Origin of the sequence: Nocardia sp. NPDC056952 (assembly GCF_042674185.1) — a bacterium.
In the GTDB taxonomy this organism is placed as follows: Bacteria; Actinomycetota; Actinomycetes; order Mycobacteriales; family Mycobacteriaceae; genus Nocardia.
The window spans coordinates 1,269,609-1,289,090 of record NZ_JBHURA010000001.1 but is presented as its reverse complement, the minus strand read 5'-3'; the positions used below and the strand labels follow the sequence as shown (position 1 = coordinate 1,289,090).

The following is a 19,482-nucleotide window of genomic DNA, read 5'->3' as shown; positions in this document are numbered from 1 at the left end:
CACCCGAACGGATGTCCGCTTCACACGATGACGCCCGGCTGATCCGATGTTCGCATGTGGTGAGGTGATCCTTGCTTTACTGCTCGAAGGAGATATCGGAGTCTACGGAGGTGTCATCGACGGTGCCCGCTCGACGATTCGCCCGACAATGGGCCGCGCACCTGGCTGCGGTGACCACTCCGGTACGCGGCGAAGACGACCTCGTCGACGTCCTCGAAGATCTCCTGGACCGGGTGCTGATCGCGCTGGCCAACCCCGCTTGGGATCCCACCATCGGCGAGAACCTCGGGATCGCCGTCGCCGATCTCGGTTTCCGCTCCCCCGCTGTCATCGACGCCTCGCTGCCGACCCTGCGTGAGGTCTGCCGGCACGCCGGAACGACACCCGAGGTTCTGATGAGCCTGGCCTCGCGATTCGGCCTCGGCGTCGGGCGCAGTCTCACCTCCGAGTCGGTGACCCCGCATGCCGCCGACGGCTTCGAGATCGCGTTTCGCCACGCGTCGGTGGCGATGTCCATCGGCGACGCCCGAGGCCGCATCATCGACGCCAATCCGGCTTTCGAACGCCTGGTGGGGTACCCGCTCGACCAGCTGCGGGGACTCGACGGCTTCGACCTGGCCGGCGACACCGCCGACGTCGAGCGCCGGCGCATTTTCGACGAACTCGCCGGCAACGACTCGGGCGCCGTGCGGTTCGAAAGCGAACAGCCTCGCCCGGACGGGACCACGAGGTGGGTCGGCTGGACGATTACCCAGTGCGTCTCGGCCGACGGCGAACGGGCTTATCTGCTCGGCTTCGGCCAGGACCTCACCGAGCAGCACACCGCCGCGCAACGGCTGCACTGGCAGGCCCACCACGACCCGCTCACCGGCCTGACCAACCGGCGTGGCCTGCACACCGAGCTGCACTCACTCGTCGGCGACGCCCACCCCGGCCAGTGCGCGGCGGTGTGCGCACTCGACGTCGACGGGTTCAAAGCGGTCAACGACACCTACGGACATGCCGTGGGCGATCAGATCCTCGTCGAGCTCGCCGAACGCCTGCGGCGATGCTTGAGCACCGATCAGGAGCTGCTGGCTCGCCTCGGCGGTGATGAGTTCATCGTCGTGCTCCCCCCGTCCGCGGTCGATCGAGCGCGCAAGACCATCGATCTGCTCCACGCCGCGGTGGTCGATCCGTTCGCCCTGCCCGACGGACCGATATCGGTCTCGGTCAGCATCGGCGCGGTCGTGACGCCCTTGACCGGCAGACGCGTTCCCGAACTGCTCGCCGAGGCCGATGACTGCCTCTACCAGGCCAAAGCGCTGGGCAAGAATCGATGGATCCTGCGCACCGACGCGCAATCCGGTACCGACTCGACCGATTCGCGGGGCAAGCCCGAGATACCCCGCTGAGATTCCATCAGCTCCCGCGCGCGCGGCGAGTCAGAGGGCGATTCCGTCGAACATCAGCCGCTGTATCGCGATACTGAGCTCTCGTTGCTGTTCGGGCGGCCCACTGCCGTCCGTGATGGCCCGTTCCCCGGCGTCCCTGGCGCAGGCGATGACCCCGGCCAGGAGCATGCCCATCACAGCCTGCGCCGTGTGGTCGACATCGAGATCGGCGCGCAGGTACCCGCGTTCGATCCCGTGTTCGAGATAGCCGGCCGTGAGCGCGTTGGCCGAGTCGAGCACGCTGAACATTCGTTTGTTCAACTCGGCGTCGACACCGACCGTCCCGGTGAACAGGAACCGGGGAATGCGCGGGTCGGAGTACAGGATGTCGGTCAGTCCGTCGGCGATGCGGCCGACCTGGGCGCGGTAGTCGTCGAGGGTTTCCGCGGCGGCGGGGGCGTTGTCGGTCGCCAAGGCTTCCAGCACGCGACCGAACAGGTCGTCCACGACGTGGTCGATGATGTCGCGCTTGTTCTGGAAATACCGGTAGAAGGTGCCGTGGCCGATCCCCAGTCGCGCGGCGATGTCGGCGATCGAGGTGTCGTGGTAGCCGCTCGTCGCGAAGCAGTCGAAGGCGGCGTCGATGATGTCGCGGCGTGTTTCCTCGCGCATGCGTTCCGCTCGCTGAGCGCGTCTGTCTCCGAGTGCCTCTGGTCCGACCACGCCTGTGATGATAGCCTCCGTCAAAGTTGAGTGACACTTCATTCCGTAGTTAGAATGACATGTCAGTCCATGCGTGTGGAGACAGAACAAAGGAGTTCGTCATGCGTGACCCGAAGATCGTCATCATCGGCGCCGGCGTCGCCGGGATCACCGCCGGCGTGATCTTCAAGCAGGCCGGCTTCGAGAACTTCGTGATCGTGGAGAAGGGCTCCGATGTCGGCGGGGTCTGGCATTGGAACCGCTACCCCGGACTGACCTGCGATGTTCCGTCGCAGATCTATCAGTTCGGCTTCGCACCCAAGCCCGACTGGTCACAGATCTGGGCCACCGGTGGCGAGATCCAGCGCTACCACCGCGATGTGGTCGAGCAGTTCGGTCTGACCGATCATCTCGCGCTGAACAGCGAGGTCACCGAGGCCGTTCACGGCGCCGACGGGTGGACCGTCACCCTCGCGGGCGGCCGAGAGATCAAGGCGGACTTCGTCATCGCCGCCACCGGCGTGCTGCACCACCCCTTCACCCCCGATATCGCGGGAATCGACCGGTTCACCGGTGCGGTGGTCCATACCGCCCGCTGGGACGACGCGATCGAGACCGTCGGCAAGCGCATCGCGGTGATCGGCAGCGGGTCCACCGGCGTTCAGGTGGTCTCCGCGCTGCAACCGCGAGCCGCGAAGTTGACCCAGTTCGCCCGCACCCCCCAGTGGGTGCTCTGGGCTCCGATGGGTCTGCCCCAGCCGCGGCTGCTGGCCAGGCTGCTCGCCGCCGCGCCCGCCGCGCACCAGCGCCTCTACTCCACGCTGTTGTGGAGCTCGGGCATCCTCGCCGATATCGCGTTGAAACCGACGTGGCGGCGCCGCGCCGCGCAGCAGCTCGCCCGGTGGTCGCTGACCACCCAGGTGCGCGATCGGCGGCTACGAGCGGCGCTGACTCCCGATTACGAGCCGTTCTGCAAACGGCAGGTCCTCTCCGGCACCTATCACCGCGCGATCGGCGCCCACAACGCGGCGTTGGTGAGCGACGCGATCAGCGAGATCACCGCGACCGGGATCCGCACCGCCGACGGCACCCACCACGACCTCGACGTGATCGTCTTCGCGACCGGCTTCCACCCCCACAACTACATGCGCCCGATGAATCTGCGCGGCCGCGACGGCCTGAGCATCGACGAGGCCTGGGCGAAGGGGCCACGCGCCTACCGGATGACCGCGATCCCCGGTTTCCCGAACTTGTTCACCGTGCTCGGCCCGAACTCGCCCACCGGGTCGATCTCGCTGCAGTACTCCGCGGAACTGACTGCCCGCTACATCACGCGGTGGCTGAAACGCTTCCGCGACAACGAGTTCGACACCGTGGAGGTGACCGAGGAGGCCACCGTCCGGTTCAACGACTCGGTCGCCGACGCCATGGGCCCGACCGTGTGGAACACCGGTTGCAACTCCTGGTACTTCACCGAGGAAAACACCATCGACCTGTGGCCTTTCGACCGCAAGACGATGGACACCCTGCTCACCGAACCCGACGACCGCGACTACCTGATCACTCACCAGGATGGAACTCTGTCATGACGACACGACACGTCGACGTACTGATCATCGGCGCCGGCCTCTCCGGCATCGGCACTGCCTGTCAGCTCGTTCGCGAGCAGACCGGCCGTAGCTTCGCGATCATCGAACGTCGCGACAACGTCGGCGGCACCTGGGATCTGTTCAAGTATCCGGGCATCCGGTCCGACTCGGACATGCTGACCTTCGGTTTCGGGTTCCGCCCGTGGATCGGCACCAAGATCCTGGCCGACGGGCCGAGCATCCGGAACTACATCGAGGACACCGCCCGCGAATACGGCGTCCTCGATCACATCCACTTCGGCCGCAGGGGAATTCGCGCCTCCTTCGACAGCACCACCGGACTGTGGACGGGCGAAGTCCTCGACGAGCGCACCGGCGAGATCGAGACCTGGTCGGCGAATTTCCTCGTCGGCGCCACCGGCTACTACGACTACGACAGGGGATATCAGCCGACGTTCCCCGGCGCCGGGGACTTCACCGGCCAGGTCGTGCACCCGCAGCATTGGCCCGAGGACCTCGATTACCAGGGCAAGAAGGTCGTGGTGATCGGTTCGGGCGCCACCGCGATCACGCTGATCCCCGCGATGGCCGACGCCGTCGAGCACATCACCATGCTGCAGCGCTCGCCCACCTACATCCAGACGCTGCCCTCGAATGATCCCGTCGCGATCACGATGCGCAAAGCGCGTGTGCCGGAGAAGATCGCTTATCGGATCGGCCGTGCCCGTAATATCGCCTTGCAGCGCGCCAGTTTCCAGCTCTCGCGCACCAATCCCGAGCTGGCCAAGAAGGTGTTCTTGAACCAGGTCAGACTGCAAGTGGGCGACAAGATCGACATGCGGCACTTCACGCCCGGTTACAACCCGTGGGATCAGCGTCTGTGCGTGGTGCCCAACGGTGACCTGTTCAAGGCGCTGAAAAGCGGCAAGGCCGACATCGTCACCGACCGCATCGCGAAGTTCACCGAGAAGGGCGTGCTGACCGAGTCGGGCCAGGAGCTCGAGGCCGACATCATCGTCACCGCCACGGGTCTGAACGTACAGATCGTCGGCGGCGCCGAACTCGTGGTCGACGGTGTCCCGGTGGACCCGCGCGGTTCGGTGCTCTACAAGGGTGTCCTGATCTCCGGAGTCCCCAATGCCATGATCATCCTCGGCTACACCAACGCGTCATGGACGCTCAAGGCCGACCTCGCCGCCACCTATTTCTGCCGGGTCCTCAACGCCATGCGCGACGGCGGATACTCCCGATTCTCGGTGCGGGCGGGTGCCGACGACATCGCCGAAGAGTCCGTGATGGGTGGTGATTTGACCTCCGGCTACATCAAGCGCGGCGACGGTGTCATGCCGCGACAGGGGCGGCGCTCCCCCTGGAAGGTGGTCAACAACTACTACCGCGATCGCGCCCTACTCGGCAAAGGCGAACTCCTCGACGGCGTACTGACGTTCGACCGTGTCGCCGCGCCCACGTCGCGGGGTTGATCCGATGATGTCGTGCCGGCGCACACAGTTCTATCAGCCCCTCCCGGAATCGACCGTCGGCAGCGCGGCCGCCGGGGAAATCCTGCGAATCAGATCGATGACCGCACGGATCGCCCCGGGAATCACGGTGCGGGCCGACGCGTATCGCGTGTTGTACCGTTCCACCGACCTTGCCGGAAAGCCGATCACGGTCTCGGGAGCAATTCTGATTCCCCGCGATATCTCGGGACCGCTGCCACTGGTCGGGTTCGCTCCGGGCACCCAGGGAATGGCGCGTTCGGCAGCGGTGTCGCGGCTGCTCGAGCGCGGGCTGGAATACGAAGGGGTGTTCATCGCCGCCGCGTTGGCCCGCGGCTGGGCGGTGGCGGTCACGGACTACCCCGGGCTGGGAACCGAGGGAACCCATCCCTATGTGATCGGTCCGGCCAACAGCCGCGCGTTGCTCGACGTCATGCGTGCCGCGCGGTATCTGCTCACCACCCGATCCGCGCAGATCAGCCAGTACGGGATCTACGGCTACTCCGAGGGCGGGAACACCGCCGCCTGGGCCGCGCAGATCCAGTCGCTCTACGCTCCAGATCTGCCGTTGGCCGGTGTCGCCATCGGCGCGCCACCGGCCGACCTCGCCGAAATGGGTGCGAGCCTCGATCGCACCGCGGGCTTGTTCTTGCTGATGTACTCGGCGTTGGGGCTGGAAGCCAGTTTCGACAACCTGGATCTGCGCCGAAATCTCAACGCCGCGGGCAAGTTGACGCTGCCGGTGATTCGTCGACTGCATCCGCTGGCGCTCGCCGCGGTCGGGTTCGTCATCCCGAAGTCGCGGACCGTCTATCTGAGCACCGACCCGTTCGAGGATCCGGTGTGGATCGAGCGAATGCGTGAGGTCAGCCTCGGGTACCTACCGCCGACAGCGCCGGTGCTCGTCGGGCACGGCCCCCGCGACCGGGTGGTCCCCTACCGCCAGACCGAGCTGCTCACCCAGCGGTGGCGCGAACTCGGCGTCGAGGTCAGCGAACATCGGATCCGATTCGGTGGCCATTTCACCGCGGCACCGCAATTCGCCCGGGCCGGCTTCGCTTTCCTCGCCGACTGCTTCGCCGAGCAAGACCGGACAGCGACCCCGACCGCCTCCTGAGCGATGCCGCCGGAGTTCGTCCGACGTTGCGCCGCGCAGTACCGCCGGTGCCGACCCCTACGATGAAGAGCTGATGAGGACAGCAGGGCCATCCTGCGACCGACATGCCGTCCACAGTCGAGCCGGAGGCAGCAGTGACGTCACATCACTTCACCACCCAGATCGAACTCGGCGGAAAGACCGCTACCGGATTCCGGGTACCCGCCGACGTCGTCGAAGCGCTCGGCGACGGGAAACGGCCGAGGGTCGTCGTGACCATCGGGCCCCACACGTTCCGAAGCACGGTGGCCGTGTACGGCGGTGAGTTCATGGTGCCCCTCAACGCGTCGAACCGCGAAGCCGCGGGTGTCAGCGCCGGAGACACCGCGGAGGTCACCGTCGAACTCGATCGCGAGGACCGCACCGTCGAGGTTCCCGACGATCTCGCACAGGCATTGGAGCAACGTCCCGGCTCGACAGCGGCATTCGCCGCGCTGTCCTACAGCAAGCAGCGCGAACGCGTGCAGTCCGTCACCGAGGCCAAGCGTGCCGGCACCCGCGCCACCCGGATCGCCAAGATCGTCACCGAGCTCACCGGCGACGCCAAGATGTAACGAATTCAGTTCTGGCACCACGGAAACGCGGTGCCGGATGACCCCAATAGACCGCGGACCCGTTCCGCTGCAACAGAATCCGCCAGCATCCTCGGCCCTGTGGCCGTTCGTCCCGACACCCCCGACGCCCCGGTTCCCGCCGCCTGACGCCACGCCTGCCACAGCGCGTTCATCTCGTCCTCCATCGTGTGCGCCGCCTCGCCCAGCACCCGGGCCTGCGCACCGGCTCCGGCGAGAGCGGTCGCGAGGATCGTCCTAAGGGAAGGTTAGGAACCGCCCGTGCCGCTTCCTTTCGGCATGTGAGCGCCGACACAGTGGTCTCCGACGGCGCAATGCCGCGCCGATAGAGGAGGGTCCAAGGTGACAACGACACAGGCCGGTGGTGAACGGCGAGTCGTGGCCAACGTGCTGCGCGGCTCGATCGGCAACCTCGTCGAGTGGTACGACTGGTACGTCTACGCCGCGTTCAGCGTGTACTTCGCGAAGGCGTTCTTCCCCGACGGCGACCCCACGGCGCAACTGCTGTCGACGGCGGCGGTGTTCGCGGTCGGGTTCATCATGCGCCCGATCGGCGGCTGGGCGCTCGGGCGCTACGCCGACCGGTTCGGCCGACGCGCCGCCCTCACCCTGTCGGTGACGGTGATGGCCGCGGGTTCGCTGATGATCGCGGTGACACCCGGATTCCAGACCATCGGCATCGCGGCGCCGGTCTTGCTGCTCATGGCGCGACTGCTGCAAGGACTGTCGGTCGGCGGCGAATACGCCACCAGCGCAACGTATCTGTCCGAGGTCGCCTCCCCGGGCCGGCGCGGGTTCTACTCGAGCTTCCAGTACGTGACACTGGTCGCGGGTCAGCTGGTCGCGCTGGGCGTGCAGATCATCCTGCAGCAGATGCTCTCGTCCGAGCAGATGTACAGCTGGGGCTGGCGCATCCCGTTCCTGATCGGTTCCGGTGGCGCGATCGTGGTGATGCTGCTGCGACGTGGCATGGACGAGTCCGACTCGTTCAAGGCCATGGAGAAGACGTCCGAGTCCGGCGAGGCGGCCGCGAGCAGCTCGCGCGGTTCGCTGCGGGTCCTGCTGCAGTACCCCCGCGAGTGCCTGCTGGTAGTCGGCCTGACACTGGGCGGCACGGTGGCGTTCTACACCTACACGACCTATATGCAGAAGTTCATGATCAATACCTCGGGCATCTCCAAGGACACCGTGGCCTGGATCAACTTCGTCGCGCTACTGGTCTTCGTGGTGCTCCAGCCGATCGCGGGCGGTCTGTCCGACCGGATCGGCCGCCGCAAACTGCTCATCTTCTTCGGAATCGCCGGCACCGTGCTGACGGTGCCGATCATGACGGCGCTCGCGCACACCTCCAACGCACTCGCGGCCTTCGGCCTGATGATGACCGCGCTGGTGATCGTCACCGGCTACACCTCGATCAACTCGATCGTGAAGGCCGAGCTGTTCCCCACCAAGATCCGCGCGCTCGGCGTCGGGCTGCCGTACGCGCTGACCGTCGCGATCTTCGGTGGTACCGCCGAGATGATCGCGCTGGCGTTGAAGAAGGCCGGCCTCGAGTCGCTCTACTTCTTCTACGTCGCCGGATGTATCGCGATCTCGCTGATCACCTACTACTTCATGCGGGAGACGTCGGCCGAGTCGACCATCGACGCCGACGACGTCGTCGATGCCGATGCGGTCGAGCCGGAACGGGCGATGGCCGCCGTGCGTGGCTGACCGTCCGGAACACGCGCCGGTCCTGCCGCTATGGGAGGATCGGCGCGTGCGGCTTGCGGTGGTCGAGGACGACGACGGAGTGGGCGACGCCCTGGTAGAGGCGCTCACCGCGCGTGGCTACCGGGCCGAGCGCATGCGCCGTGGCGCCGACCTGCTCATCGCCCACCGCGACTTCGACGCCGTGCTCCTCGACCTCGGGCTGCCCGATGCCGACGGGTTGCAGGTCCTGCGTCAGCTGCGTGAGGTCAGCACGATCCCCGTGTTGATCCTGACCGCCCGCAGCGACGAACGCTCCATCGTGCGCGGCTTGCGTGGCGGAGCGGACGACTATGTGGTCAAGCCCCCGCGGATCGCCGAGCTGATGGCGCGGCTCGAGACCGTCCTGCGCCGGGCCGCGGCCGTCGCCACGCGGGCCAGGACCGAAGTCGTCACCGGTGATGTCCGAGTGGATCTGCGTGCGCGGGTCGTCGAGGTGGCCGGTGCTCCGATCGCGCTCACCCAGAAGGAATTCGAGCTCGTCGAGGTCCTGGTGGAACGGCCGGGCGCCGCGGTGAGCAGGCAGCTGCTGATGGACCGCATCTGGGGCGATGCGTTCGTCGCGGTCTCGCGCTCGCTCGATGTCCACATGACCGGGCTGCGCGCCAAACTGAACCGACCCGGGCTGATCACCACCATTCGTGGCTACGGGTATCGGTGGGGCGAGTGAGTGCCCGAGGACCGGCATGCGCCGCAGACTGCTGATCGCGCTCACCGTCTTCGCGGCGCTCGCGGTGCTGGCCTTCGCGATTCCGCTGTCGCTGACCGCCGCCACCAGCCGAACCCAGGAGCTGGTGCTCGGCCGGTCCGGTGACGCCGACCGCTTCGCGACCCTCGCCGACGCGGCGGGGTCGGCCGGCGGGGTGCAGGCACTCGCCGACGAGGTCGGCCGCTATCACGAGCTGTACGGGGAGAACGTGCTGGTCGTGAACGCTCGCGGGGCACCGATCGTCAACGCCGGGGTCGAGGTGAGCGATCCGCGGATCCGGGCCGCGGTGGCCGCGGCTCGCCGCAACCAGCGACCGCAGCAGGTGGATCGGCTGACGCCGTGGAGCGCTCCGGTCATGCTCATCGCCCGGCCCGTCGGCACCGGCGTGCAGGTCAACGGTGCCGTCGTGATCGAGGCGTCGACCGCCGCGGCGCGCACGACGATCGCCCGGGTGTGGGCGGTGATCGCGGTGGGCGCGCTCGGCGCGATGGTGGTCTTCGTGCTGTTGGCACTGGTCCTGAGCCGATGGGTGCTGCGCCCGCTGGCCGCGATGTCGGACGCGGTCGCCGAACTCACCGCGACACTGCCGAAACCACGCGGCCGCGCCCCGATCACCAGAAATTACGGTGGCCCACCGGAGGTCCGTGACCTCGCCGAATCCGTCGACGCCATGGCCACCGCCGTCGCCGATTCCGCCGACGCGCAACACCAGCTCGTCGCCGATACCGCACATGCCATGCGAAACCCACTCGCCGCGTTGATGATTCGTCTCGACTCGCTGGAGTACGCGGTCCCCGGCCAGGCGTCGGCGACTTTCCGCGGTGCGACCGCGGAAGTGGAACGGCTGACCGCGCTTCTCGACGATCTGCTGGAGCTGGCCGTGGCGCAAGCACCCGCGTCCTTCGGCACCGCGGCATCCACCGACGAGCGGTGCGATCCGGCACAGGTCGTGGCCGACCGAATCGACGCATGGGGGTCGGCGTTCGACGACGCGGGGATGCGGTTGAGCACGGCACGCCGACCCGGCGGATCGGTCAGCGCTGCGCCGCCGGACGGCGGTGAGGATTCCGGCAGCCACAGCGCGGCGGCGATCAGCTCGGCGGCGCTGGCCCAGATTCTCGATGTGGCACTGAGCAATTCGTGCCGGTACGCGGGATCCGGCGCGCACACGGTCGTCGGGGTGAGCGACGACCCGGGCTGGGTGAGGGTCCAGGTCGCCGACGACGGGCCGGGCGTCGCGCCGGACGAACTCGACAAACTCACGGCGCGATTCTTCCGCGGTTCCGCCGCGGCCGCGGGCGGAACGGGGCTGGGCCTGTCGATCGCGCAGGCACTGGCCACGGCGTGGGGCGCGAGCTTGACGGTCGAGGCGGTGCGCCCGCACGGGCTCGCCGTGACGGTTCGGATACCCGCGGTGACGCGATGAGTGGTGGATCGCCGATGTCACGTCGCCGGATGCTGGCCTTGGCCGCACTCGTGTCGGCGGGCGTGGCCGGGTGCGGCACGAACGACCGGTCAACGGTGCGGCTGGCCTCGGGCGAGGACGGGGGCTTCTACTACGCGTTCGCGCGACTGCTGGCCGCCGCGGCCGCTGACGACACCGACACTCTCCGCATCGAACCGGTGGAAACCGCTGGGTCGCAACAGAATCTGCGGATGGTCGCCGACGGCGACGTCGACACCGCACTGGCGCTGGCGGATTCGGCGAGCGATTTCGGCGGCCGTGTGCTGGCGCTCGGTCGCGTCTACGAGAACTATCTCCAGCTGGCGGTCCGTACCGGCGATCCGATCAACGAGGTCGCCGACCTGCGTGGACGCCGGGTCAATCTCGGCGCCGCGGGCTCGGGCGCCGCGGTCACCGGTCAGCGACTGCTGACAACGGCCGGGCTGGATCCGAGCGTCGACGTCGTGGTCGAGCATCGACCGCTGCGCGAGGCCGCGCAACGGTTGACCGACGGCGCCATCGACGCGTTGCTGTGGGCCGGTGGCGTGCCCACCGCCGCACTCGCCGTGCCCGATCCCCTGCGGCTGATCGACCTCGGCGCCCTCGCCGCTCCCCTGCGAGAACGATACGGCCCTATCTACGACCGGGTCGCTATTCCCGCCGATGCCTATCCGGGCAGCCCGGCGGTACACACGATCGGCGTCGCCAACCTTCTCCTCGCCGCCGCGACCCTGCCCGACGAGACAGCGGCCGCCATCGTCGACCTGCTGGTCCACCACGCGGACGCGCTCGTCCCCGCCGAGGCCGCGGGCACACAGTTCCTCGACGGCCGATTCCTGATCGGCACCGGGACCGTCCCGCTGCACCCCGGCGCCGCCGAGGTGTACCGCCGCTGGCACGGCTGAATCCGACCTAGTTAGGTTTGCCTTGCCTTAGTGAATATGGTCTAGTGATCGCGAACCGATAGCCACGTGCGGAGGAGAATCGTGATCGCGAACCAGGACCGACAGGACCGCGCCCTCACCCGGCGCCGATTCTTCGCGGTAGCGGGGGCGGTCGGGGTGAGTGCGAGTCTTACAGCCTGCGGGGCCGGCGCCGACAACGGAAGAGACAACACCGGGAGCTGGCAGTTTCCCGATGGTCGTGGCGGCACCGTGCGGACGGAGGGGACGCCGCGCCGGGTGGTCGCGTTCACGGGTTCGGCGGGCGCGCTGGTCGATTACGGGGTGCGCGAGCCCATCGTGGGCATTTTCGGCGAAGCGCATGACCGAGATATGCTCGGCGACCTCGACCCGGACTCGGTGGCCGTCGTCGGTGACGCCTGGGGGCAGTTCGACATCGAGAAGTACGCGACGCTCGAGCCCGATCTGCTCGTCACCGATTCCTATGTGCCGGGCCGACTCTGGTATGTCCCCGACGACAATCTGTCCAAGATCGAGTCGGCGAACCCGAATGTGGTCGCCGTGCGGATCGCCGGTCAGCGGCTCCCCGACATCATCGCGCGCTATCGCGCCCTGGCCGCGGCGCTCGGCGCCGAGACCGCCACCCCGGCGGTCGCGGCCGCGGAGCAGCGCTTCGCCGCCGCGTCCCAGGCGGTGCGAGACGCCGTGGCGGCGCGCCCCGGCCTGCGCGTGCTCGCCGCCTCGGCGACCCCGGAACTCTTCTACGCCTCCGACCCGCGCGCCTCGGCCGATCTGAGCTATTTCACCGAACTCGGCGTCGAATTCGTCGTCCCCGACCAGGTGGACCCCGGCGGCTACTTCCAATCGCTGAGCTGGGAGACAGCAGACCGGTATCCGGCCGACCTGATCCTGCTCGACGACCGATCCTCGGGCCTGCAGCCGGCCGCGCTCGCCGACCGGCCGGTCTGGCGCAGCCTACCCGCGGTGGTAGCCGGCCAGGTCGCGCCCTGGTCGCCGATCTTCCGCTTCTCCCATGCCGCCACCGCTCCCCTGCTGGAACGCCTGGCGACCACGATCCGGGACGCGAAGCGAGTCCGCTGACCGACCTTTTTGCCGAACCCGCAATTTCGCGTGCCAGATCGTGGTGGCCTCAACGAAACTGGGCGCGCCTGCTCATCCACCGCAGCGCCTGACGTTCGCGACGAAGGAAGGTGACCACCGTGCCCAGCACAACGCGTCACGCCCGCCGCCGAGACACCCCGCCCCCGCGGACGGGAGGCGAGGAGATCGAGGTCCTGCGCGGATTCCTCGATTATCTGCGGACTTCGATCGTCGCGAAGGTGGACGGCGCGCCCGAACCTCGCGTGCGCACGGCCGCGGTGGCTTCGGGCACCAACCTGCTCGGCCTGCTCGAGCACCTGACCTTCGTCGAACGCTCGATGTTCCTCGGGGACACCGTGACCGACTGGCAGGCGACATTCCACGCCCCGGCGTCTGCCACCGTGGCCGACGTCGTCGCCCGCTACCGGGCCGCGGTCGAGCAAGCGAACGAGATACTCGACAGCTGCACCGATCTCGGTGCGCCGCTGCCTAGACCGCGACCGGGCCGCCGCGCTCCCAGTGTGCGCTGGGCACTCACCCACATGATCGAGGAAACCGGCCGCCACGCAGGCCACGCCGACATCCTCCGCGAACTGATCGACGGCGCCACCGGCCGCTGATCTCACCCCCGACGAGGAACAGATGATCTCCACCTCCCGACCGCACAGCGTCGGTCGATCCGCCCGTGCGGCAGCGGCCTTCGTACTCGCCTTCCTGCTCACGATGTGTGCCGCAGCCTGTTCCCCGGCCGCCTCCGGCATCGCACCCCACGCCGCCGCGACGGCGGGTGACCCCGTGTTCGACAAGACATTCCGGCACGAGTTCGCCGACATCGACGGTGTCCGGATGCACTATGTGACCGGCGGCAGCGGCACACCGGTGGTGCTGATCCACGGTTGGCCACAGACCTGGTACGGCTGGTGGCCGATCATGCCCGCCCTCGCCGAGAACCACACCGTCTACGCCGTCGACCTGCCCGGACTCGGTGACAGCACCGGTTCACCGACCGCCTACGACAAGGCCACGCTGGCGCGGTACGTGCACACCCTCATCGCCGAGCGGCTCGGCGTGCGGGATGCGCGCGTGGTCGGACACGACTTCGGCGCCGCCGTCGCCTTCGCGTACGCCGCCCAGTTTCCCGCCGATACCGACCGCCTCGGCTACCTCGATCTCCCGCTGCCCGGGCCCGCGATCGACGCGGCGACCTACCGCACCCTGAGCTGGCACATCGCGTTGCACTCCCAGCGGCGAGTCCCCGAAGCTGTTGTCGGCGACGACGTTCGCGAGTATTTGGCGCTGTTCTACCCGCAGGTCTCCTTCGGCGGCACGGCGTTCGGCGGCACGTCGGATCGGTCCCCGTTCACCGACGCCGAGGTCGACGAGTTCGCCCGCACCTACCGCAAGCCCGAGGCCCTCGCGGGCGGCTTCGAGCTCTACCGCGCCCTCGACCAGGACGTCCGCGACACTGTGGCGACCGCGCCGACACCTGTCCCGACTCTGCTCATGACCGCCGAGGGGCAGCTCGAGGCGATCCGCGCCACCGTTTCCCCGCGCCTGAGCAACATCGTGCGGGCGGTCGACGTGCCGCGCGCCGGACATTGGCTCGTCGAGGAGAACCCTCGATTCGTCACCGAGGAACTCCAGCGCTTCCTCGCCTGACGCTGCCGCGCCGATATGCCATCATGAACTGTAACGAGTTCTAGAAATGCCCGAGGAGGCCCCGTGGGTGCTGCGCGATCGGTGCGGACAGGGCCGTTCGTCGTGCCCGCCGTGGACGAGATTCCCGGTGGGCGGATACTCGACCTTCCCGGACGTGGCCGGACCTATGTCGTCGACCTCCCCGGACCACCCGGCGCACCCGTGCTGATCCTGCTGCACGGCACCGCGTGCACGGCGGCACTGAACTGGTTTCCCGCGCTGGAGTCGCTGAGCGCCCGGTATCGCGTGGTGCTGTTCGATCAACGCTGGCACGGGCGCGGGATCCAGTCGGCGCGGTTCCGGCTCGACGACTGCGCCGACGACGTGGTCGCGGTCGCCGATGCGCTGAACGTGGACCGCTTTGTCTGCGTAGGCTATTCGCTCGGCGGTATCGTGTCGCTGCTCACGGCCCGCCGGCACCCGGACCGGGTCGCGGGGCTGGTGTTGTGCGCGACTCCGTATCGCTTCCAGGAGAAATGGCGCGAGCGGGCGTTCCATCGCGGTTTCGCTTCCGTCGCCGAAGCCCTGGGAGAATATCCCTATCGCCGCGCCCGGCGGTTGACGCGGACCCTGCCGGATCTGCCGCCCGCCCTGGTGCCGGGACAGCTGCGCCGCTGGGCGGTGGGCGAATTCCGCAGTACCAGTGGATGGGCGCTGGCACCCGTGCTGGCCGAGATCGGGACGTTCGATGCCACCGACTGGCTATCGGAGCTGCAGATGCCGACCGCGGTGGTCATCACGACCAGAGACCGGGCGATCCCGGTGTACCGCCAGATCGAACTCGCGGCTGCGGTCCCGGGGTCGAGTATTCATCCGGTCGCGGCGGGTCACGCGGCGTGCGCCGTCGCGCCGGACCGGTTCGTGCCGGCGTTGACCGACGCGTGCCGGGCAGTGGCGGCTCGGCTGTAGGTGACGACCCTGTTCGACGCCGGTGGCGAACAGGGCGATCGGCCCGGGCAGGTGGTCAGCCCTCGGCCCGCGCCGCGGCGAGCAGGTCATCGACCACGGCGGGCACCGCCTCGGCCAGCGCTTCGATATCGGGAACCAGGTCGCGGCAGGCGATGAAGCCGAAATCCAGATCGCCGCAGTTCGACAGCACGGTGACGGTGAGCCCGGCGCCGTGGAAGACCGGACCGAACGGAAACATCCCGTCCACCCGGACGCCGAGGAAGTACAGCGGCATCGGCGGGCCCGGCACATTCGAGACCACCAGGTTGTGCACCACCGGGTGCCGTTCGGCCAGCTTCAGCGACGAGTACACGCGCGAGGCCAGCCGAAAGGTGTTGGGCGGGGCGTACTTCGACCAGTCCTGCAGGAAGTCGGCGCCGATCATGTCGTGTTCGGCCTTGGCTTCGCGGTTCGCGACGGCCAGCACCCGCAGCCGCTCGACCGGATCGGCGACATCGGTGCCCAGACGGCAGAACAGCGTCGAGACCTTGTTGATCCCCTCGGTGTGCCGGGTGGATTCGTGCACCGAGACCGGCACCGAGGCGATGAGGGAGCGGTCGGGCAGCTCGCCTCGTTCGTCCAGGTAGCGGCGCAGCACGCCGCCGACGACGGCCAGCACCACATCGTTGACCGTCACCCCGAACGCGGCCTTGATCTCCTTGATCGCGCCGAGGTCGGTCTTGGTGAACGAGACCGACCGCGCCGCGGTGACGGCCTGGTTGAACGGCGTGCGTGGCGCGGAGAACGGAAGCTCCATCCCGGCTTGATTGTTGCGGCGCCGCCGCGCGAAGCCCGCGACCATCCCGAGGGTCTTGGGGACCATGCCGAGCATGCCTGCCCTGGCGGGCAGGCGGACCGCGGCCCGCGCGGCCAGTTCCAGATCGCCGGGCACCGGTTCCGGTTGCCACGGCTCGGGTTCCGGGCGACTGGTCCCCGGCTCCAGATCGCACAGGTGCATCATCATGTTCGTGCCGGTGATGCCGTCGACGGCCGAGTGATGGTACTTACAGACGACGGCTACCTTGCCGTCGTCGAGACCTTCCACCACCGACATCTCCCACAGCGGCCGATTCCGGTCCATCGGGAGACTGGCGATGGCGCCGATCAGCGCAGCCAGACCACCCGTCTCCGGCAATTCCACCCGCCGGATGTGGTTGTCGATGTCGAAGTCGGCGTCGTCTACCCACAGCGGATGGTCGAGGTTGAACGGCACCGGGTGGATTCGGCGGCGCATATGCGGGATGAGGGGCAACCGCTTGCGGAGCTCGTCGCGGAGGTTGCCGAAGGAGTAGTGACCGTCGGCCGGGTCGAGGATCAGCAGTGCGCAGACGTGGAGATGCTGGGTGTCGGTCTCCAGATAGAGGAAACTGGCATCCAGTCCGGTGAGTTGTTCCATAGCAGAAGCCTACTAGAACACGTTCTAGTTTTGCTGTCACCCGTGCCGAACTTTGACGACGATCACAAGTGGTACGCCGGTGCCGACAAACACCTCCGGCCGGGCAGCGGGCCCGGCCGGAGGTGGTGTCGCACAGATCAACTCAGCGCGGCGCCATCCGGATGGCGCCGTCGAGACGAATGGTCTCGCCGTTGAGCATCGGGTTCTCCACGATGTGGCGGGCCAACGCGGCGAACTCGGTGGGCTGCCCCAGGCGCGAGGGGTGCGGCACCTGCGCGCCGAGGGACTGCAGCGCCTCCTCGGGCAGCGTTTCGAACAGCGGCGTGCGGAACAGGCCGGGCGCGATCGTGACGACGCGGATCTTGAAGCTCGCCAGGTCACGCGCGATCGGCAGGGTCAGGCCGACGATGCCACCCTTGGACGCGGCGTAGGCGGCCTGGCCGATCTGGCCGTCGTAAGCGGCGACGGAGGCGGTGTTGATGATGACGCCGCGCTCCTCACCGACCGGGTCGGTGCCCGACATGCGCTCGGCGGCCAGCCGGATCACGTTGAACGTGCCGACGAGGTTGACGTTGATCACCTTGGTGAAGTCGGCGAGCGGGAACGCGCCCTTCTTGCCGACCGTCTTGATCGCGTTGCCGATGCCGGCGCAGTTCACCGCGATCCGCAGCGGCGCCAGCGATTCGGCGGCGTCGAGTGCTGCGGCCACCGCCGATTCGTCGGTCACGTCCGCGGCCGCGAACGCCGCGCCCTCACCCAGCTCCTTGGCGATGGCAGCGCCGTTGGACGAGGAGAGGTCGACGATGACGACCTTGGCGCCCTTGGCGTGCAGTTCCTGCACGGTCGCCAAGCCGAGACCCGACGCACCGCCGGTGACGATCGCGGACGAGTTGACGAAATCCATACTGTTCTCCTGTTTTCGGTGAGGTCTCACTGAATATTGACACACTTCGCCAAAACTGTTTGGCTTTCGCGGTGACCCAGCCAGCTCCCCGCCGTCCCGGCCGCCCCTCGGTGCTGGACACCAGGGCTGTGTCGGCCGGCGCGCTGCGCTTGTGGACCGACCGCGGTTTCGCCACCACCAGCTGGAGCGACCTCGCCGAGGCCACCGGAATCAGCACGCGAACCCTGCTGCGACACTTCTCGTCCCGATCCGAGATCGCCTGGATCGGCGTCGCGCCCGCGACGGAGCGGCTCCGAGACGCGCTCGCCGGCGCCGCACCCGAGGAGCCGCCCGCGGTGGTCGTGCGGTCCGCGATCGTCGAGTCGGTATCGCGCGATCCGCAGATCCAGGAGCTGGCGCCGGACTGGCTGCGGCTGATCTCCTCCGAACCCGAGCTGGCCGCGACAGCTCCCCGGGTCTACCGCCCGTGGATCGATACGTTGTCGGGCTACCTCGCCGGTCGACTGCCCGCCTCCCCCGCTCCCATCTGCCGGGCCATCGCCACCGCGTACCAGTCCGCCACCTTCGCCGCGCTGATCGAATGGGCCGAGTCCGGCGCGCAGGGCGACTGCGCGGATTCGGTCGACCGGATGCTGCGCTGGATGGATCCGCACCTGCCTGGCTCCGCGCCGGACCGAGCTTCACTCGACCGTGCCTAGGCTCGCACGCGCCGCCGCGATCGGGCCTCGCCGGTCTCCGGTGCGAACGAGGTGAGGCCGACCTCACGATATCGCTCGACCAGTTGTTCGTACTTGCGCCGATTACGGGCCATCGGGGAGTCGGTGACCGCGGCCGGGAGCCGGGTGTAGGCGACGCGCAGGGCGGTCGTGAGGACTCGGAAGTGCCGGTCGTGGCGAGCGGTCCAGGTGATCGGCATCTTGGCTCGCACCTCGGGGTGCATGATGCCGCAGCCCAGAACCATCGCGATATAGCCGAACGCGGGCGCGCCCACCCACCACAGCGGGGCGGTGACGGCGGGCAGGAAGTCCGGGCGCGGTGCACGCCGAACCGTCGTGGTGGCCGCTTCCAGTGCCGGGGTCGCCCGCAGTTCGGTGATCATATGGTCGTAGTGGACGGCCAGGTCGGCGTAGTTCACGATCGGCTGCGAGTTGCCCGGCAGGTGCAGACCGCGCGTCTTGGTGCGGTAGTGGTCCCAGATGGCCTGGTCGGCGGCCGGTGACGGGGTGTCGCCGGTCAATGCGAGGTAGGCGCCGCGCTGGACGAAGAAGGTCGAGTAGAGGATCCAGTTCCAGGCGTGCGGGTTGAGCGCCGAATAGCGTTCACCGTCCGGGCCCACGCCTTTGACGTCGCGATGCAGGAGCATCAGCCGCTGCGACTCGGCGTCGCGGTCGGCGTCTTCGCCGTGATAGATCAGCTGGTCGGCCGCCGCGGTGCGCACTGCGCGCCCCCACGGCTGGTATCGCGACCGCCCGGTGGCTTCGAGCGCGGCCGACACGGGCGGCAGCATCGGCTGGTCGAACAGGCCGACCCCGAACAAGCCGAACAGAACCGATCCGCCGACACGTTCGAATCGTGCGACGGCGCTGTGGGATTCGCGCGAGGACGCCGGGGCGACGTCGGCCGAGCGGGTTTCCTGATGTGGCACAGGACAGGTCATCGGTGAACTCCTTTGTTCCGCCGACAGTTCTGGTGCTGGACGACACCACAAACTAGTCTGGTGTCAGAGTGCACCACAATTGC

The 19,482-nt window shown here is 68.2% G+C and carries 18 protein-coding genes; 14 read left to right on the top strand and 4 right to left on the bottom strand.

What is annotated here, in order from left to right; translation table 11 throughout:
- Positions 1 to 122: 122 nt before the first annotated feature.
- Positions 123 to 1,394, top strand: a complete 1,272-nt coding sequence (locus ACFTS5_RS05795) for a diguanylate cyclase domain-containing protein (RefSeq protein WP_378627777.1) — start codon at positions 123 to 125, stop codon at positions 1,392 to 1,394.
- Positions 1,395 to 1,424: 30 nt separating this feature from the next.
- On the opposite strand, the gene ACFTS5_RS05790 is transcribed toward ACFTS5_RS05795, so the two are convergent.
- Positions 1,425 to 2,045 carry a TetR/AcrR family transcriptional regulator gene (locus ACFTS5_RS05790; RefSeq protein WP_378627775.1) on the bottom strand — a complete coding sequence of 207 codons (621 nt, stop codon included), beginning with the start codon at positions 2,043 to 2,045 and terminating at the stop codon, positions 1,425 to 1,427.
- A gap of 152 nt (positions 2,046 to 2,197) precedes the next feature.
- Here ACFTS5_RS05790 and ACFTS5_RS05785 point away from each other — a divergent pair, with 152 nt between their 5' ends.
- The 12 genes from ACFTS5_RS05785 to ACFTS5_RS05730 all read left to right on the top strand — a co-directional run bounded on the left by ACFTS5_RS05785 (position 2,198) and on the right by ACFTS5_RS05730 (position 15,403).
- Positions 2,198 to 3,664, top strand: coding sequence for a flavin-containing monooxygenase (locus ACFTS5_RS05785; RefSeq protein ID WP_378627773.1), 1,467 nt, complete (start codon positions 2,198 to 2,200; stop codon positions 3,662 to 3,664).
- Positions 3,661 to 5,145, top strand: a complete 1,485-nt coding sequence (locus tag ACFTS5_RS05780) for a flavin-containing monooxygenase (RefSeq protein WP_378627771.1) — start codon at positions 3,661 to 3,663, stop codon at positions 5,143 to 5,145. The genes ACFTS5_RS05785 and ACFTS5_RS05780 overlap by 4 nt, the downstream gene beginning before the upstream one ends.
- Positions 5,146 to 5,242: 97 nt before the next feature.
- Entirely contained in the window at positions 5,243 to 6,280 is a 1,038-nt protein-coding gene (locus ACFTS5_RS05775; protein WP_378627768.1) for a lipase family protein, read from the top strand.
- A gap of 134 nt (positions 6,281 to 6,414) precedes the next feature.
- Complete coding sequence (locus ACFTS5_RS05770; protein ID WP_378627766.1) at positions 6,415 to 6,873, top strand: DUF1905 domain-containing protein; 459 nt, start codon at positions 6,415 to 6,417, stop codon at positions 6,871 to 6,873.
- A gap of 360 nt (positions 6,874 to 7,233) precedes the next feature.
- Positions 7,234 to 8,604, top strand: a complete 1,371-nt coding sequence (locus ACFTS5_RS05765; RefSeq protein ID WP_378627764.1) for an MFS transporter — start codon at positions 7,234 to 7,236, stop codon at positions 8,602 to 8,604.
- Between the two features lie 46 nt (positions 8,605 to 8,650).
- The gene (locus ACFTS5_RS05760) at positions 8,651 to 9,310 is read left to right on the top strand and encodes a response regulator transcription factor (protein ID WP_378627762.1); all 660 of its coding nucleotides are present in this window, start codon (positions 8,651 to 8,653) and stop codon (positions 9,308 to 9,310) included.
- A gap of 16 nt (positions 9,311 to 9,326) precedes the next feature.
- Positions 9,327 to 10,775, top strand: a complete 1,449-nt coding sequence (locus ACFTS5_RS05755) for a sensor histidine kinase (protein WP_378627761.1) — start codon at positions 9,327 to 9,329, stop codon at positions 10,773 to 10,775.
- The gene (locus ACFTS5_RS05750; protein ID WP_378627759.1) at positions 10,772 to 11,698 is read left to right on the top strand and encodes a TAXI family TRAP transporter solute-binding subunit; all 927 of its coding nucleotides are present in this window, start codon (positions 10,772 to 10,774) and stop codon (positions 11,696 to 11,698) included. The genes ACFTS5_RS05755 and ACFTS5_RS05750 overlap by 4 nt, the downstream gene beginning before the upstream one ends.
- A gap of 81 nt (positions 11,699 to 11,779) precedes the next feature.
- Complete coding sequence (locus ACFTS5_RS05745) at positions 11,780 to 12,796, top strand: ABC transporter substrate-binding protein (protein WP_378627758.1); 1,017 nt, start codon at positions 11,780 to 11,782, stop codon at positions 12,794 to 12,796.
- Between the two features lie 119 nt (positions 12,797 to 12,915).
- Complete coding sequence (locus ACFTS5_RS05740; RefSeq protein WP_378627756.1) at positions 12,916 to 13,416, top strand: DinB family protein; 501 nt, start codon at positions 12,916 to 12,918, stop codon at positions 13,414 to 13,416.
- A gap of 22 nt (positions 13,417 to 13,438) precedes the next feature.
- Positions 13,439 to 14,455: an alpha/beta fold hydrolase gene (locus tag ACFTS5_RS05735; protein WP_378627754.1), complete on the top strand. Its 1,017-nt coding sequence runs from the start codon at positions 13,439 to 13,441 to the stop codon at positions 14,453 to 14,455.
- A gap of 63 nt (positions 14,456 to 14,518) precedes the next feature.
- Positions 14,519 to 15,403, top strand: coding sequence for an alpha/beta fold hydrolase (locus tag ACFTS5_RS05730; protein ID WP_378627752.1), 885 nt, complete (start codon positions 14,519 to 14,521; stop codon positions 15,401 to 15,403).
- A 55-nt stretch (positions 15,404 to 15,458) separates the two neighbouring features.
- On the opposite strand, the gene ACFTS5_RS05725 is transcribed toward ACFTS5_RS05730, so the two are convergent.
- Both ACFTS5_RS05725 and ACFTS5_RS05720 read right to left on the bottom strand, forming a co-directional pair.
- Positions 15,459 to 16,838, bottom strand: coding sequence for a wax ester/triacylglycerol synthase family O-acyltransferase (locus ACFTS5_RS05725; protein ID WP_378627749.1), 1,380 nt, complete (start codon positions 16,836 to 16,838; stop codon positions 15,459 to 15,461).
- Between the two features lie 142 nt (positions 16,839 to 16,980).
- The gene (locus tag ACFTS5_RS05720) at positions 16,981 to 17,742 is read right to left on the bottom strand and encodes a 3-hydroxyacyl-CoA dehydrogenase (protein ID WP_378627748.1); all 762 of its coding nucleotides are present in this window, start codon (positions 17,740 to 17,742) and stop codon (positions 16,981 to 16,983) included.
- 71 nt (positions 17,743 to 17,813) lie between these two features.
- On the opposite strand from ACFTS5_RS05720, the gene ACFTS5_RS05715 reads away from it, so the two are divergent.
- Entirely contained in the window at positions 17,814 to 18,440 is a 627-nt protein-coding gene (locus tag ACFTS5_RS05715) for a TetR/AcrR family transcriptional regulator (protein ID WP_378627746.1), read from the top strand.
- Here ACFTS5_RS05715 and ACFTS5_RS05710 read toward each other — a convergent pair.
- Positions 18,437 to 19,399 (bottom strand): oxygenase MpaB family protein, encoded by a 963-nt coding sequence (locus tag ACFTS5_RS05710; RefSeq protein ID WP_378627744.1) that lies wholly within the window; start codon positions 19,397 to 19,399, stop codon positions 18,437 to 18,439. The genes ACFTS5_RS05715 and ACFTS5_RS05710 overlap by 4 nt on opposite strands.
- Positions 19,400 to 19,482 lie beyond the last annotated feature (83 nt).

What these genes read in the sequence shown, in the direction of transcription:
- ACFTS5_RS05720 (WP_378627748.1), bottom strand. Translation starts at nt 17,742, where the DNA reads ATGGATTTCGTCAACTCGTCCGCGATCGTCACCGGCGGTGCGTCGGGT.
- ACFTS5_RS05755 (WP_378627761.1), top strand. Translation starts at nt 9,327, where the DNA reads ATGCGCCGCAGACTGCTGATCGCGCTCACCGTCTTCGCGGCGCTCGCG.
- ACFTS5_RS05785 (WP_378627773.1), top strand. Translation starts at nt 2,198, where the DNA reads ATGCGTGACCCGAAGATCGTCATCATCGGCGCCGGCGTCGCCGGGATC.
- ACFTS5_RS05725 (WP_378627749.1), bottom strand. Translation starts at nt 16,838, where the DNA reads ATGGAACAACTCACCGGACTGGATGCCAGTTTCCTCTATCTGGAGACC.
- ACFTS5_RS05780 (WP_378627771.1), top strand. Translation starts at nt 3,661, where the DNA reads ATGACGACACGACACGTCGACGTACTGATCATCGGCGCCGGCCTCTCC.
- ACFTS5_RS05790 (WP_378627775.1), bottom strand. Translation starts at nt 2,045, where the DNA reads ATGCGCGAGGAAACACGCCGCGACATCATCGACGCCGCCTTCGACTGC.
- ACFTS5_RS05710 (WP_378627744.1), bottom strand. Translation starts at nt 19,399, where the DNA reads ATGACCTGTCCTGTGCCACATCAGGAAACCCGCTCGGCCGACGTCGCC.
- ACFTS5_RS05750 (WP_378627759.1), top strand. Translation starts at nt 10,772, where the DNA reads ATGAGTGGTGGATCGCCGATGTCACGTCGCCGGATGCTGGCCTTGGCC.
- ACFTS5_RS05735 (WP_378627754.1), top strand. Translation starts at nt 13,439, where the DNA reads ATGATCTCCACCTCCCGACCGCACAGCGTCGGTCGATCCGCCCGTGCG.
- ACFTS5_RS05775 (WP_378627768.1), top strand. Translation starts at nt 5,243, where the DNA reads ATGACCGCACGGATCGCCCCGGGAATCACGGTGCGGGCCGACGCGTAT.